Source organism: Enterococcus sp. PLH-Efm8, from assembly GCF_053011625.1.
In genome coordinates this window covers 1,534,029-1,547,340 of record NZ_CP172568.1, presented here as the reverse complement: position 1 = coordinate 1,547,340, position 13,312 = coordinate 1,534,029, and the positions used below count along the sequence as shown (strand labels likewise).

At 40.2% G+C, this 13,312-nt stretch carries 12 protein-coding genes; 9 read left to right on the top strand and 3 right to left on the bottom strand.

Translation table 11 applies throughout. The features are described 5' to 3' along the window. The first annotated feature begins 232 nt into the window (after positions 1-232). The 8 genes from aroF (at position 233) to ACIFUW_RS07690 (ending at position 8,358) form a co-directional block, all read left to right on the top strand. Positions 233-1,255 (top strand): 3-deoxy-7-phosphoheptulonate synthase, encoded by a 1,023-nt coding sequence (aroF, locus tag ACIFUW_RS07725; protein WP_002289144.1) that lies wholly within the window; start codon positions 233-235, stop codon positions 1,253-1,255. Between the two features lie 32 nt (positions 1,256-1,287). Then, positions 1,288-2,352, top strand: a complete 1,065-nt coding sequence (aroB, locus tag ACIFUW_RS07720) for a 3-dehydroquinate synthase (RefSeq protein ID WP_002289143.1) — start codon at positions 1,288-1,290, stop codon at positions 2,350-2,352. A gap of 1 nt (position 2,353) precedes the next feature. Then, positions 2,354-3,520 (top strand): chorismate synthase, encoded by a 1,167-nt coding sequence (gene aroC, locus ACIFUW_RS07715; protein ID WP_002289142.1) that lies wholly within the window; start codon positions 2,354-2,356, stop codon positions 3,518-3,520. Between the two features lie 16 nt (positions 3,521-3,536). After that, a complete protein-coding gene (locus ACIFUW_RS07710) occupies positions 3,537-4,628 on the top strand; it encodes a prephenate dehydrogenase (RefSeq protein WP_002289140.1) in 1,092 nt (363 codons plus the stop codon). Positions 4,629-4,640: 12 nt separating this feature from the next. Next, positions 4,641-5,936, top strand: coding sequence for a 3-phosphoshikimate 1-carboxyvinyltransferase (gene aroA, locus ACIFUW_RS07705; protein WP_085811520.1), 1,296 nt, complete (start codon positions 4,641-4,643; stop codon positions 5,934-5,936). Continuing rightward, positions 5,929-6,438, top strand: a complete 510-nt coding sequence (locus ACIFUW_RS07700; protein WP_002289138.1) for a shikimate kinase — start codon at positions 5,929-5,931, stop codon at positions 6,436-6,438. Before aroA ends, ACIFUW_RS07700 begins: the two co-directional genes overlap by 8 nt. Further along, positions 6,435-7,271 (top strand): prephenate dehydratase, encoded by an 837-nt coding sequence (gene pheA, locus ACIFUW_RS07695; RefSeq protein ID WP_002289137.1) that lies wholly within the window; start codon positions 6,435-6,437, stop codon positions 7,269-7,271. Before ACIFUW_RS07700 ends, pheA begins: the two co-directional genes overlap by 4 nt. Positions 7,272-7,398: 127 nt before the next feature. Then, on the top strand, positions 7,399-8,358 hold the full coding sequence (locus ACIFUW_RS07690) for an IS30 family transposase (protein WP_002305939.1): 960 nt from the start codon (positions 7,399-7,401) through the stop codon (positions 8,356-8,358). 40 nt (positions 8,359-8,398) lie between these two features. Here the strand turns inward: ACIFUW_RS07690 and ACIFUW_RS07685 are convergent, their stop codons facing one another. From ACIFUW_RS07685 to ACIFUW_RS07675, 3 genes are read right to left on the bottom strand one after another with little or no spacing between them, the layout of a single operon-like run. Further along, on the bottom strand, positions 8,399-10,135 hold the full coding sequence (locus ACIFUW_RS07685; RefSeq protein WP_002289136.1) for a cache domain-containing sensor histidine kinase: 1,737 nt from the start codon (positions 10,133-10,135) through the stop codon (positions 8,399-8,401). Continuing rightward, entirely contained in the window at positions 10,132-11,061 is a 930-nt protein-coding gene (locus ACIFUW_RS07680; RefSeq protein ID WP_002289135.1) for a helix-turn-helix domain-containing protein, read from the bottom strand. Before ACIFUW_RS07680 ends, ACIFUW_RS07685 begins: the two co-directional genes overlap by 4 nt. After that, a complete protein-coding gene (locus ACIFUW_RS07675) occupies positions 11,061-11,639 on the bottom strand; it encodes a response regulator (RefSeq protein WP_002289134.1) in 579 nt (192 codons plus the stop codon). The genes ACIFUW_RS07680 and ACIFUW_RS07675 overlap by 1 nt, the downstream gene beginning before the upstream one ends. A gap of 272 nt (positions 11,640-11,911) precedes the next feature. Here ACIFUW_RS07675 and ACIFUW_RS07670 point away from each other — a divergent pair, with 272 nt between their 5' ends. Next, positions 11,912-13,198, top strand: coding sequence for an ABC transporter substrate-binding protein (locus tag ACIFUW_RS07670; protein ID WP_002289133.1), 1,287 nt, complete (start codon positions 11,912-11,914; stop codon positions 13,196-13,198). Positions 13,199-13,312 lie beyond the last annotated feature (114 nt).

Genomic DNA, 13,312 nt, shown 5'->3' with positions numbered 1-13,312 from the left:
TTTTATATTTTTGCAGCGCTTTTTAAGGCTCGTTGAAGATGTTCACTGTAGAGGCAATTTCCTACAGGGACATCTTTTTTTGTTGATTATCTGGGTCATAAGTAGGAAAGAAGGAGCGAAAATGAGAACAACAGGACACGGTCATTTAGTAGGAATTAATGTAAAACCACCTTGAAAAAGTAGAGAAAATCAGCCAAGATAGATAAGTAAACAAAAGAAAGCGGGAAAAACAATGATAGTAATTATGAAAAAAGAAGCAACGGAAGAACAAATAAAAAAAGTCGTCGATCATATCGAAAAAGAAGGATTCAAAGTCTCAATCGATCAAGGAACAGAACGAGTAGTGATTGGACTAAAAGGTGATACGCGAAGTTTACAAGAAGGAGCATTTACACGCTATGAAGGAGTAGAAAATGCTGTGCGTATTTTAAACACATACAAATTGACTTCTCGAGAATTCCATCCTGGCAATACAGTCGTGGATGTAGACGGAGTAAAAATTGGTGACGGCAGTTTCGTGACGATGGCTGGTCCTTGTTCTATCGAAGGATTAGACCAAATCAGAGAATGTGCGCGAATGGCCAAAGCCGGGGGCGCAAAAATTCTGCGAGGTGGTGCCTTCAAACCACGTACTTCTCCATATGCTTTCCAAGGTTTAGAAGAAGAAGGATTGAAATACATCCGTCAAGCGGCTGATGAATTTGGAATGAAAGTGATTACTGAAGTGATGGATGAAGGGCATATCGATATGGTGGCTGAGTACAGCGATATCCTACAGATTGGCGCACGTAATATGCAAAATTTTAAACTGCTATCTGCTGTCGGTAAAACAGGTAAACCTGTTGGATTGAAACGTGGAATTTCCGGTACGATCAATGAATGGCTTAATGCTGCAGAATACATTGCAGTCGAAGACAAATCTCCTGTCATTTTTATCGAACGTGGGATTCGGACTTACGAAACAGCGACACGTAATACGTTTGATTTAAGTGCTGTCCCATTGATGAAAAAATTAACTCATTTCCCTGTGATTGTTGATCCAAGTCATGGTACAGGAATTTGGGAACTTGTACCACCAATGGCTCGTGCGGGTGTGGCAAGCGGAGCAGATGGCATGATCGTAGAGATCCATCCTGATCCTGCAAATGCTTGGTCAGACGGTCCCCAATCGTTGAATGAAAAGACTTACTCACGCATGATGAAAGAAGTTGCGATCATGAAAGAAGCAATGGAAAAGATTCAGACACTCGATTAATTCCAGCTTTTTAAAAGAAAGAAGTGAAACGAATGCTTACTGTACATGTTGATAACCAAAAATACGATATTCATATTGAAAAAGGCGCACTAGAACAGGCTGGATCATGGCTTCAAACGATTTGGAGACCTCAAAAAGTAGCTGTGATCACTGATACAAACGTTGCTCCACTATATGCAGAAAAAATCATGTTCCAATTGAGACAAGCTAATTTTGAACCAGTCCTTTCAATCGTACCGGCGGGTGAGACCAGTAAATCTTTAGAACAAGCAGCTGAGTTATACGATTTTTTAGCAGATAATGATTTTACCCGCAGCGATGGGATACTTGCACTTGGTGGAGGAATGGTGGGTGATCTAGCAGCATTCGTGGCCTCGACGTTCATGCGTGGGATCCATTTCGTTCAAATTCCGACTACGCTACTTGCACAAGTAGATTCTAGTATTGGCGGGAAGACAGCAGTCAATACAAACAAAGCGAAAAACCTTGTCGGAACATTTAGCCAGCCAGCTGGTGTATTGATTGATCCTGAGGTTCTAAAAACTTTGCCGGTACGTCGTTTACGAGAAGGAATCGCTGAAATCATCAAATCAGCAGCTATAGCAGATGCAACGCTTTGGAAACAGCTGAACGAGCTGAAAGACGAAAAAGATCTTCTGGAACATGCTGTTCCAATCATTACTGCTACGTTGGAAATCAAACGAAAAGTAGTGGAAGAAGATGTCTTTGACCAAGGAAATCGACTTATTTTAAATTTTGGTCATACAATTGGCCATGCAATTGAAAATACAGCAGGATATGGGGTAGTCAGTCATGGAGAAGGAGTAGCTATTGGAATGGTAGCCATCACTTCTCATGCAGAAAAAATCGGCTTGTCTCCAACTGGATCGACAGCTGCTTTAGAAAGGATACTTCAAAAATTCCATCTGCCGATTACGTACGATCTAAGTCATCCAGATGAATTATTCCACGCGATAACCCATGATAAGAAAGCAAGAGGAAGCCAATTGAATATCATCTTGCTAGAAAAGATTGGGCAAGCAAAAATCGTTCCTGTTCCCACAGAGACATTCAAAGATTACTTAGGAGGACTGTAAGATGCGTTATATGACTGCGGGAGAATCCCATGGACCAGAATTAACAGCCATTATTGAAGGACTACCAGCAGGATTACCTCTGTCAGAAGAAGAAATCAATCACGAACTCGCTCGCAGACAAGCTGGTTACGGCAGAGGAGGAAGGATGAAGATCGAAAAAGATCGTGTTCGGATCACGTCTGGCATCCGTCACGGCAAAACAATTGGTTCACCTGTCACTTTAGTGGTAGAAAATAAAGATTGGAAAAATTGGACAACTGTCATGTCTGTAGCAGAAGTGCCTGAAAAAGACCAATCACTGCGGCGAGTTGCACGTCCGCGTCCAGGACACGCGGATTTGGTAGGCGGTATGAAATACCATCATCGAGATCTTCGGAATGTGCTTGAACGGTCCTCTGCAAGAGAGACGACCATGCGTGTAGCAATCGGCGCAATTGCCAAGAAAATTCTGGAAGAACTTGACATCATCGTAGCAGGACACGTGATTTGTCTTGGTGGAATCCAAGCAGAAATACCTGGAAATATCTCGATTCAAGAAATCAAAGAAATTTCTGAAGCGTCAGAAGTACGAGTTGTTGATCCAGCAGTTGAGCAAAGAATAAAAGATTTGATCGATCAGACAAAGAAAAATGGAGATACGATCGGAGGAATTGTAGAAGTGCTCGTTGGAGGCGTTCCAGCTGGATTAGGAAGCTACGTACAATGGGACACGAAGCTAGATGCCAAAATCGCACAAGCTGTGGTTAGTATCAATGCCTTTAAAGGCGTAGAATTTGGGGTCGGATTCACTTCTGGTTCATTACCAGGCTCAGAAGTGATGGATGAGATCCTATGGGAAGAAGAAAGAGGCTATTTCCGACGTACCAATAATCTAGGCGGCTTCGAAGGCGGAATGACCAATGGCGAACCACTTGTCATTCGCGGGGTCATGAAACCCATTCCTACATTGTACAAGCCACTTCAAAGTGTTGATATCGATACAAAAGAACCTTACAAAGCAAGTGTAGAACGTTCGGATAGTACAGCAGTTCCTGCAGCTAGCGTCGTTGCGGAAAATGTTGTAGCCACTGTGGTAGCGACAGAGCTATTGTCAAAATTCCCAAGTGATTCGCTTGTTGAGTTGAAAGCTGCAGTGAAGGAGTACCGTGACTACTTGAAACATTACTAAAAAGGGGGCAAATAAGATGGCACAACATGTTTTTATCGTGGGGCTTGGACTGATTGGTGCTTCTATGGCACTTTGTATTCGTCAGACCAATCCAGAACTGATAGTAGTTGGTTGGGATAGTCAGTCAAAAACCCGTGAGCAAGCAGTAGAACAGCAGATCGTTGATTACGTTGCAAGTGATTTTGAAACAGGTGCAGAACAAGCAGACGTTATCTTATTAGCCGTTCCCGTCCGTACAACCTTAGCTTATCTTGATGTCCTTGAAAGAATCAACTTGTCTGATCACGTCATCATTACGGATGTCAGCAGTACGAAGCAGCAAGTCGTGACATCCGCTGAGCAGAAAAATCTTCGGTTTGTCGGTGGACATCCAATGGCTGGTTCTCATAAATCAGGTATACAGGCAGCAGATGCTAAACTATTTGAAAATGCCTATTACATCTTTACACCTTTGGAAAAGACGAAAAAAGATGTTGAAAAACTGCAAGAACTATTTTGCGGAACCAAAGCAAAATATGTAACTCTTACAGCAAGAGAACATGACCGTATAACAGGAATGCTAAGTCATTTTCCACATATTCTGGCAGCTGGCTTAGTCAATCAGGCAGAACAATTCAATCAAGAGTATCCGCGAGCCAAACAACTGGCAGCAGGAGGCTTTCGAGATATCACTAGGATCGCTTCCTCAGATCCTGTCATGTGGACAGATATTTTGTTGAGCAATAAGCAGATATTATTGGAACGATTGGCAGATTGGCAACAAGAAATGACACAAATAGCAGAATGGATCATGACTGAGAACCAATCGGAAATCTTTTCTTTTTTCAATCGGGCAAAAGAAAGTCGAGACCAGTTGCCTGTCCATAAGCAAGGCGCGATTCCTGCCTTTTTTGATTTATTTATCGATGTGCCAGATGAACCTGGCGTTATTGCAGAAGTAACTGGACTGATCGGAAAAGCGGGAGTTTCTTTGATTAATTTGAAGATCCAAGAGACCAGGGAAGATATTTTAGGAATACTGCAAATCAGTTTTAAAAACCAACAGGATTTGTTACAAGCAAAAAGAATCATTATGTCTAATACCAGTTATCATTGCTGGATCAAATAGGAGGCTGGATAAATGCAATTATTACAACAAATACATGGATTAAGAGGGACTGTTAGGATACCAGCAGATAAATCAATTTCCCATCGCAGCATCATGTTTGGAGCAATTGCTGAAGGAACGACGACTATACAAAATTTTTTGCGCGCAGAAGATTGTCTGAGTACTTTACATGCCTTCCAACAATTAGGTGTCGAGATCGAAGAAGAGGAAGAGGTGATCAAGATTCATGGTCGCGGTAGCCACTCATTTGTCCAACCAACCGAATCAATTGACATGGGAAACTCCGGTACGACCATACGTTTATTGATGGGTATTTTGGCTGGACAGCCTTTTACGACTACTCTGTTCGGGGATGCTTCGTTGTCTAAACGTCCAATGGGGCGAGTGATGGAACCTTTACGCGAGATCGGCGCTGACTTGCAAGGAGAAGAAAATGACCAGTATCTACCAATCACTGTGACAGGAACCCGCTCTTTATCACCTATCCGATACAATATGCCTGTAGCCAGTGCGCAAGTCAAATCTGCTTTGCTGTTTGCGGCATTACAAGCAGAAGGCACATCCGTAATCGTTGAAAAAGAACGTTCCCGTAACCATACGGAAGAAATGATTCGTCAATTTGGCGGAAGGATCACAGTGGAAGATAAAACGATCATAGTGACCGGACCGCAAAAATTAACTGGTCAACAGATAACTGTTCCAGGTGATATTTCATCAGCTGCTTTCTTTCTAGCAGCAGGACTTCTTGTTCCGGAAAGCCAACTGTTGTTAAAAAATGTCGGGGTCAATCCAACAAGAACTGGTATCTTAGATGTGTTGGAGGAGATGGGCGCAGCGATTACCCAGACGAATCACAATGAACAGAACCAATCGGCTGATTTAAGTGTCAAGACGAGTCATTTGAAGAAAGCAACGATTGGTGGAGAAATCATTCCGCGTCTGATTGATGAATTGCCCATTCTAGCTTTAGTGGCTACTCAAGCAGAAGGAATCACGATCATCAAAGACGCAGAAGAATTAAAAGTAAAAGAAACCAACAGAATTGATGCGGTGGCAGAAGAATTACAGAAAATGGGAGCAAAGATAAAAGCGACAGCAGACGGTCTGATCATCCATGGGCCGACACCTCTGCATGGCGCAAAAGTGTCCAGCAGAGGCGATCATCGAATCGGTATGATGCTGCAAGTAGCTGCTTTGATAGCTGATGGACCTTGCGAACTAGAAGGAGCTGAAGCTGTTTCAATCTCTTATCCGGCATTTTTTGACGATTTAGCAGAACTTGTGTCAGGAGGAGAAGCTCATGGCTAGCATTTTGCTGATTGGTTTCATGGGCGCTGGAAAAACAACAATCGGTAAAGGGTTAGCTCAATGTTTACAAAAAGAGTATGTAGATTTAGATACAAAGATTGAGGAACATATCCAATTGTCGATTGCCGAATATTTTCACTATTACGGTGAAAAAAGCTTTCGAAAAGTGGAGTCAGATATTTTAAGAAAGCTGTCAAATGAAGACAAAATTATCGCGACTGGTGGAGGGATTGTCCAAAGTGCAGAAAATCGGCGTTTTTTAAAAACACAGCCGATTGTTCTTTACTTAGAGGCAGAAGCGGACTGTCTAGTTGATCGTATCCAACAAGATGAAACGTCTATTCGACCTTTAGCTCTTGGAAAAACAAGAGAAGAAATAAAAGCATTATTGGCACAACGACTTTCTTGGTATGAAGAAAGTGCGACACATCGAATCAACACGACCAATCAAACACCAGAAAAGATCATCGATACCATTATAGAAAGGATCAAAAGCATATGAACGTCAGCTATCTAGGGCCAGAAAGTTCATTCACTTATCAGGCGGCTTGTCAGCTATTTCCTACAGAACAATTGACTGCGTATGCTTCCATCCCTGTTTGTTTGCGCGCTTTGTTTCGCAAACAAGTCGATCTGGCTGTCGTTCCTGTAGAGAATTCATTGGAAGGAGCTGTTCATCACACAATCGATCTTCTTTCCAAACATCCAGAAGTCGAAGTTAAAAGTGAAATCGTTCTTCCTATCAAGCAGCAGCTTTTAGGCAATCCAGCAACAAAGATTACAAAAATCCTTTCACATCCACAAGCACTAGCACAATCACAACAGTTTTTAGAAACGCATTATCCTAATGTTCCTTTAGTAGCAACAGAATCAACAACTGCTGCAGCAATGTATGTAGCAGAACATCCGAAAGAAGACGCAGCAGCGATTGCTTCATTAGAAACAGCACAGCATGTTGGATTGGAGATCTTAGCTGAGAATATCCAAGATAATGAGTTGAACCAGACACGTTTTTGGATCGTCGGTGACCGAAAGATGACCAGCCAGCAGTCAGCTCCAGTAAAAATGAGTGTCATCTTGACACTACCTGCTAATCGGCCAGGGATGCTTCATAAAATGCTGGCAGCTTTTGGCTGGCGGGAAATCAACTTAAGTAAGATTGAATCCCGACCATTGAAAACTAGCTTGGGAGAATATTTTTTCGTGATCGATTTGTTGTTGGACCGTCCAATGACATTAGTAGAGAATGCGCTCCAAGAAATCAAGATGCTCGGAGGAGAAAGTCAAATATTGGGCTGTTATCCAGTGCTGACAGTAGAAGAGACGCGTAGATGAAAGTCAAGAATACTGATTGATTTATTTAACTTAACGCCGATTGTAAAATTAAGCTAGACAACTAAAAAAGTCATTTGTGCTACACTCAAAATAGTTCCGTCGAAAGAATTATAAGGAGTGAGTGCAAATGACCTATACCCATCTTACACCAACTGAACTCGTAATGATAGAAGCTTATTTCAATCAATCACACTCTGTTTCAAAAGTAGCCCATCTGGTACAACGTTCTCGACAAACCATTTATAATGTCTATCGTTTTCTTAAATCTGGTGGAAGCGCAATAAGCTACTATGAACAATATAAGAAAAACAAACGTAACTGCGGAAGACGTCCGATTGTGTTACCAGATGGGCAACAAGAATACATTCAAAAAAAGGTGGCTCAAGGGTGGACTCCAGATGTCCTTATTGGTCGAGCAGAGTTTCCTATTGCTTGTTCGGTACGTACACTATATCGGATGTTTAAAGATAAAACCTTTGACCCTCACGATTTACCAATGAAAGGGAAAAGAAAACCAAACGGACATAAAGAAAAAAGAGGAAAACAAGCTTTTCGCCGTTCGATTCAGGATAGAACAACTGATTATATACAGTTCAATCATGAGTTTGGTCACCTAGAAGGTGACACCATTGTCGGTGGAAAACATAAAAGTGCGGTGATCACGTTAGTTGAGCGATTATCTAAAGTGATCATCACCTTGAAACCCGCTGGTAGGCAAGCTATAGATATTGAGAATAGACTGAATCAATGGTTTCAATCTGTACCGAAACACTTGTTTAAATCCATCACATTTGATTGTGGAAAAGAGTTCTCGAATTGGAAAAAGATTAGTAATACCAATGATATTTCGATTTATTTCGCTGATCCAGGAACACCTTCTCAACGAGGACTAAATGAACATTCGAATGGCTTATTACGTAAAGATGGCTTATATAAAGCTATGGATTTTAATAAGGTATCCGAAACCTTTATCCAATCGGTGGCATCAAAACGAAATCATATTCCTAGAAAATCATTACACTATCGCACACCATTGGAAGTATTTTTGAGTTACGTAGGTAAAGATGATTTGTCTAGCTTAATTTGACAAACGAAATAAAATAAAAAAATCAGCGCTTGGCTATTCTTTATTTTTGATATTCTGATTGATTTTTAGGAAGAAGCGGTAGACAAATCGTTACAGTCGTTCCTGTCCCAATCACTGATTGGATCGTTAAGCCATATGCATCGCCATACATTAGGCGTATCCGCTCATCTACATGGCTGATGCCGATTCCTGAAAAATGATCATTTTTTTGTTTGGTATTTTCAGTATCGAAGCCATCGCCGTTATCAATCACTTCGAATAAAAGAAGCTGATTTTTTGTTTTGCCGTACACCGTGATGAATCCTTGCGTTTTATTGTGAAAAGCATGAAGATAGGCGTTTTCGATAATTGGTTGAAGGATCATATTCGGCATAGATAATGACTGCAGTTCATCAGGAATCATTATTTTAGCCGAGATTCTTTCGCCATATCGCATACTCAAAAGATCGATGTAACTTTGTACGCTTTTGATTTCTTCCTTGACTGGAATCACTTCTTCTTTTTTCCCAATCGTACTTCTTAGTAAAGTAATGAAACTGTCGATTCCTTGAACTGCTTCATCTGTTTTTTTCTGCCAAATCAAAAATTTCAAGCTAGTCAGCGTATTATAAATAAAATGGGGCTGTATCTGTGCTTGCATAGTTTGGATTTCAAGCGAACGTTTCTTCTTTTCGTCTTGGATCGTCTGTTCATAATGATGCTGAGCATTACTTAGCAATTGATTGATCGTATTCCCTAGCAATTGGACTTCATGGCTTCCTTGTACAGGAACAGTAGCTTTTAAGCCATCTTCCTCTAGCCGTTTTAGCGAATCAATCAAGCGGTAGATCGATTTTGTGTGTCGATCCAAATACATAAATACCAATGAGCCAGCAAAAGCAAGTGTCACGATATTATACAAAATAATCGGAAAAATCACGCCCATTTGGTTAGATAAAGAATGAAGATCGACTTGACTGAGTAATGTACAATCCTGGCGGTACAGAGGAAGACGGGTCAACTGCTGTCCATTTGAAATCGTTGTTTCACCTACTGTTAGTTTTTTGAAAATCATTGATCGGCTCCCAATTGTATTTTCTTCATTTGATGCGATGATCGTCTGTTCTTCGTTCATGAAGGAGATCTTCGATATCTCAGGATTTACTACAGATTGAAAAAGATTCGCTAGTTGCTTGGATGAGATCGATAAAACAGCATATCCGTAAACGTGATTCAATGTATTTTTCAGTTTTTTGACAAAGAAGACGCTGGGTGCTTTCTTATCGCGAAGAGTCAATCCGTGGTGTGCAAAAAGCATTTGTGTATCAGCAGCACGTTCATTCACTCTCTGAGCAATCGCAGATTGAAAAAAAGAATCGGCAGATACGGCAGTGAGCATGTCGTTTCCGACAAAAGTTCTTCCATTTTCTCCAAAGATCAATACATCGTAATCGATCATTGGATGGATTTTTGAAAGAGAGTCATTCATTTTTTGGATTGTTCTTAGTTGCTGAAGCTGTTCCATATGTTGGGCTGGATCATTGGAAAAATAGCTTTTGACAGCTGGATTAGAATCAAAAGCGGCTAATGTATTCTCGATTGTATCATTCAAACTTTCAAATTCAGATTGAATCTTTTTTAGTACCACATCATTCGATTGATTGAACAGCTGGATATAGGCATCCCTTGATCGATGATAAATAAACAAAGAAATGACGATGGCTTGCAGAAAAAGACCGATGAACAAAATGAACAGAAGTTTGGCAAAGAGTTCATGCTCTTTGATTTTTTTTCTCATTTTACAAAAGTTCCTTTACGGTATTGAGAAGGTGTCATTCCTGTCTCTTCTTTAAAAACTCTGGAGAAATAACCCAGTTCGGTATAGCCGACTTTCTCACAGATTTCCGTCAAAGTAAGCCGTGTTTCCGTCAAAAAGAGCTTGGCTTTACTGATACGGACTTTTTTTAGATATTTTGAAAAGTTGATACCAAATTTTTCAGTAAAGATGGCTGAGAGATAGCTATATGAAAAATGATATTTTTCGGATAAAAGTTGTAAATTGATTTCTTTCTCATAATTTTCCTGGACGAACTCGTAGATCAAAGTCAAGATATCGAAATTGTCTTTTTTTGCATTTGCAGAAAAGTGGGTGAGTTTCTCAAGTGTTTCTTTGACAAGAATAGAAAAATCTTCGAAATACTCAGCATCGGCTAATAAAGAAGGAAGGGCGATCTTGAGCAAAGAAAGTTCTTCATTCCCAACATGCTCGTCAGCCAAAGCGTTGAGTAATGCATAGAAACGATTGATTGCCTCATGTTTCAAATAAGCTGGATCAATAGGCTGTTCCAATATCGTCGTGAAGAAATTCTCAAGTTCTTTGACAGCTAAAGCGTAGTCTTTATGAACGATTTTTGTTAAATAACTACTTGCTTGCTGCTCGTGGTTGGTTAATAACGGAAGAAGTTCATGCTGATAAGCAAGGTTCTTTCCCTTATGATAGAAACGTTGTCCTTTGGTGCAATTTCTGATCTCTTGGAATATTTCATTGATATCTTGGATTGCAAAAGAATCAGAAACAACAAAAAAATCACCTGGAAAAACTTCTTGACGAAACTTTTGAACAAACTTCCTAAGTGTATCTTTGGAATCAGTATTGATTACATAGCCGGATTCTTCCGAAAAGGTAGAAACAGGATAAATAGTAAACGAATCGTCGCTATCCATCAATGAATGGGTGATCGACTGTTTTTGTTTAGAGCCTTGTTTTGAACTGAATGGCCGTTTTTCGGTATATAACAGAAAAACAAGGTGTGTTCAAAAAGAAGAGGGTCAAGCAATGGACGAGTTTGTCCAGCAATCTGCTGTGAAAGATTCTCGCAGATCTGCTCATAACGATTGGTGATTGGGCTTTTGTTGGGCTTTTTTTTGATTTTTTGTGAAACGGCAGTTAAGGAATTTAGAAAAAAATCAGGACTCAATCGAGGCTTTAAAAGATAATCAGCGACGCCTTCTTTAAAAGAATCTTTAACCATATCAAATTCATCATAGCTAGAGAGGATAAGGATCTGTGTTTCAGGTTGTTGCTGTTTTAATAGCCGCGATAATTCGATTCCATTTAATTCAGGCATCATTACATCTGTGACCACGATATCGATTGCATGTACCAAAGAAAAATCAAGCGCTTTCAGCGGACTGGAAAAAGTCCCTATTAATTGAAACCCGTGCTCAGACCAATTGATCAACTGTTTCATTCCATCTAAAATCGTCTGTTCATCATCGATAAGAATTACGCGTATTGGCATTTTTTTACCCGCCTTAAGAATAGTCTTGTAATTTAAAAATACTTATTTCTAGGAGAAAATGCAAGGATATTTTTATTTTAAAGAAACCTCACCATTTCGATCTTTGGTCTAGATGCTAAGATTATTCCTTTTGTCATAGTTGATTTGTATTTTTTTATTATTTTAGGAGAAATTTTTGAAGTATCTGAATAATAAAGAAACCGTTTTCAAATTTTGGTATGATGAATGTAGCAAACGTAAACAACTAATGGATGGAAAAGGAGCGGATAAAAATGAACATCAGAAAGTTAATTGCTGGAGTCGTTTGTTTAGCGGCAGCATCAGGTTTCTTAACAGGATGCGGAAGTGCTAGTAGTACAGCAGACAAAGAAGAAAAAGTCACTGTCTGGGCGTGGGATGAGACATTCAATATCAAAGCAGTGAATGAAGCAAAAAAAGTTTATGAGAACGAAGAAACAGAGATAGAAGTTGTTACGATGTCTCAGGATGATATCGTTCAGAAACTGAACACCGCTTTAGCGAGCGGGAATACAGAAGGATTGCCCAATATCGTCTTGATTGAAGATTATAGGATACAAGGCTATTTGACTTCTTATCCAGATGCATTCGCTAATTTGTCTGCTATTGTAAAGGAAGATCATTTTGCACCGTATAAATTTGCGGTAAACAAAGTAGGAGATAAAATATACGGTGTTCCTTTCGATTCGGGCGTAACAGCAAACTTCTATCGTACGGATCTGATGGCAGAAGCAGGTTATACAGAAGAGGATATGGAGAATCTGAAGTGGGACGAGTATATTCAAGTAGCGCGAGATGTCAAAGAAAAGACGGGAAAGAAAATCGCTGAAGTCAATCCTTCTGACCTTGGTCGAGTAAGGATGATTATGCAACAGGCAGGAGAATGGTATACATCTGAAGATGGGGAGACAGTCACGATCCAAGACAATGCATCTTTAAAGTATGGTCTTGAATTGTTTGCCACTCTTTTGAAAGAAGATCTAGTCGAACAAACCTCTGACTGGAATGCTGGAGTAACTGCGATACAATCAGGAGCAGTAGCTTCTAGCCCAACTGGCGCTTGGTATTCTTCAACGATCCAAGGAGCAGAAAACCAATCTGGAAAATGGAAGATTGCACCAATACCTGCACTTCCAGAAAATCTGCAAAAAGCGCAAGCTTCTAACCTTGGCGGCGCTGGCTGGTATGTGATCAAAGGAGTAGCTGGAGAAGATTCAGCGAAAGATTTCCTAGAAGCAACGTTTGCTTCGAATGAAGAACTGATGGGCACTCTTGCGAAAGAAATCGGACTAGTATCTACGATGCTTAGCGCGAATGAACAAGAAGCTTATCAAGAAGCTTCTGAATTTTACAGTGGTCAAAAGATCTTTGACGATTTTTCAACATGGACATCTGAAATACCAGAAGTGAATTACGGACATGAGACCTATGCAATTGAAGCAGTCGTAGCTGAAGCTCTTCATCGAATCATCAATGGAGAAGAGACAGACAAGGTACTAGCAGATACACAAAAACAAGTAGAAGCACAATTGGCTAATTGATCGGTGGTAAAAAAGTGAATTTCTTCGCTTTTTCATCAGACAAACGAAAAGACAAAAAAGATCACGTCTGCCTTACAGATATTGTCTTTCTTGTCTTTTCATGTAGATAATCAA

Bases quoted from the DNA above. Each gene is read 5' to 3' on its own strand.
- aroF (WP_002289144.1), top strand. From the start codon at position 233: ATGATAGTAATTATGAAAAAAGAAGCAACGGAAGAACAAATAAAAAAA.
- aroB (WP_002289143.1), top strand. From the start codon at position 1,288: ATGCTTACTGTACATGTTGATAACCAAAAATACGATATTCATATTGAA.
- aroC (WP_002289142.1), top strand. From the start codon at position 2,354: ATGCGTTATATGACTGCGGGAGAATCCCATGGACCAGAATTAACAGCC.
- ACIFUW_RS07710 (WP_002289140.1), top strand. From the start codon at position 3,537: ATGGCACAACATGTTTTTATCGTGGGGCTTGGACTGATTGGTGCTTCT.
- aroA (WP_085811520.1), top strand. From the start codon at position 4,641: ATGCAATTATTACAACAAATACATGGATTAAGAGGGACTGTTAGGATA.
- ACIFUW_RS07700 (WP_002289138.1), top strand. From the start codon at position 5,929: ATGGCTAGCATTTTGCTGATTGGTTTCATGGGCGCTGGAAAAACAACA.
- pheA (WP_002289137.1), top strand. From the start codon at position 6,435: ATGAACGTCAGCTATCTAGGGCCAGAAAGTTCATTCACTTATCAGGCG.
- ACIFUW_RS07690 (WP_002305939.1), top strand. From the start codon at position 7,399: ATGACCTATACCCATCTTACACCAACTGAACTCGTAATGATAGAAGCT.
- ACIFUW_RS07685 (WP_002289136.1), bottom strand. From the start codon at position 10,135: ATGAGAAAAAAAATCAAAGAGCATGAACTCTTTGCCAAACTTCTGTTC.
- ACIFUW_RS07680 (WP_002289135.1), bottom strand. From the start codon at position 11,061: ATGGATAGCGACGATTCGTTTACTATTTATCCTGTTTCTACCTTTTCG.
- ACIFUW_RS07675 (WP_002289134.1), bottom strand. From the start codon at position 11,639: ATGCCAATACGCGTAATTCTTATCGATGATGAACAGACGATTTTAGAT.
- ACIFUW_RS07670 (WP_002289133.1), top strand. From the start codon at position 11,912: ATGAACATCAGAAAGTTAATTGCTGGAGTCGTTTGTTTAGCGGCAGCA.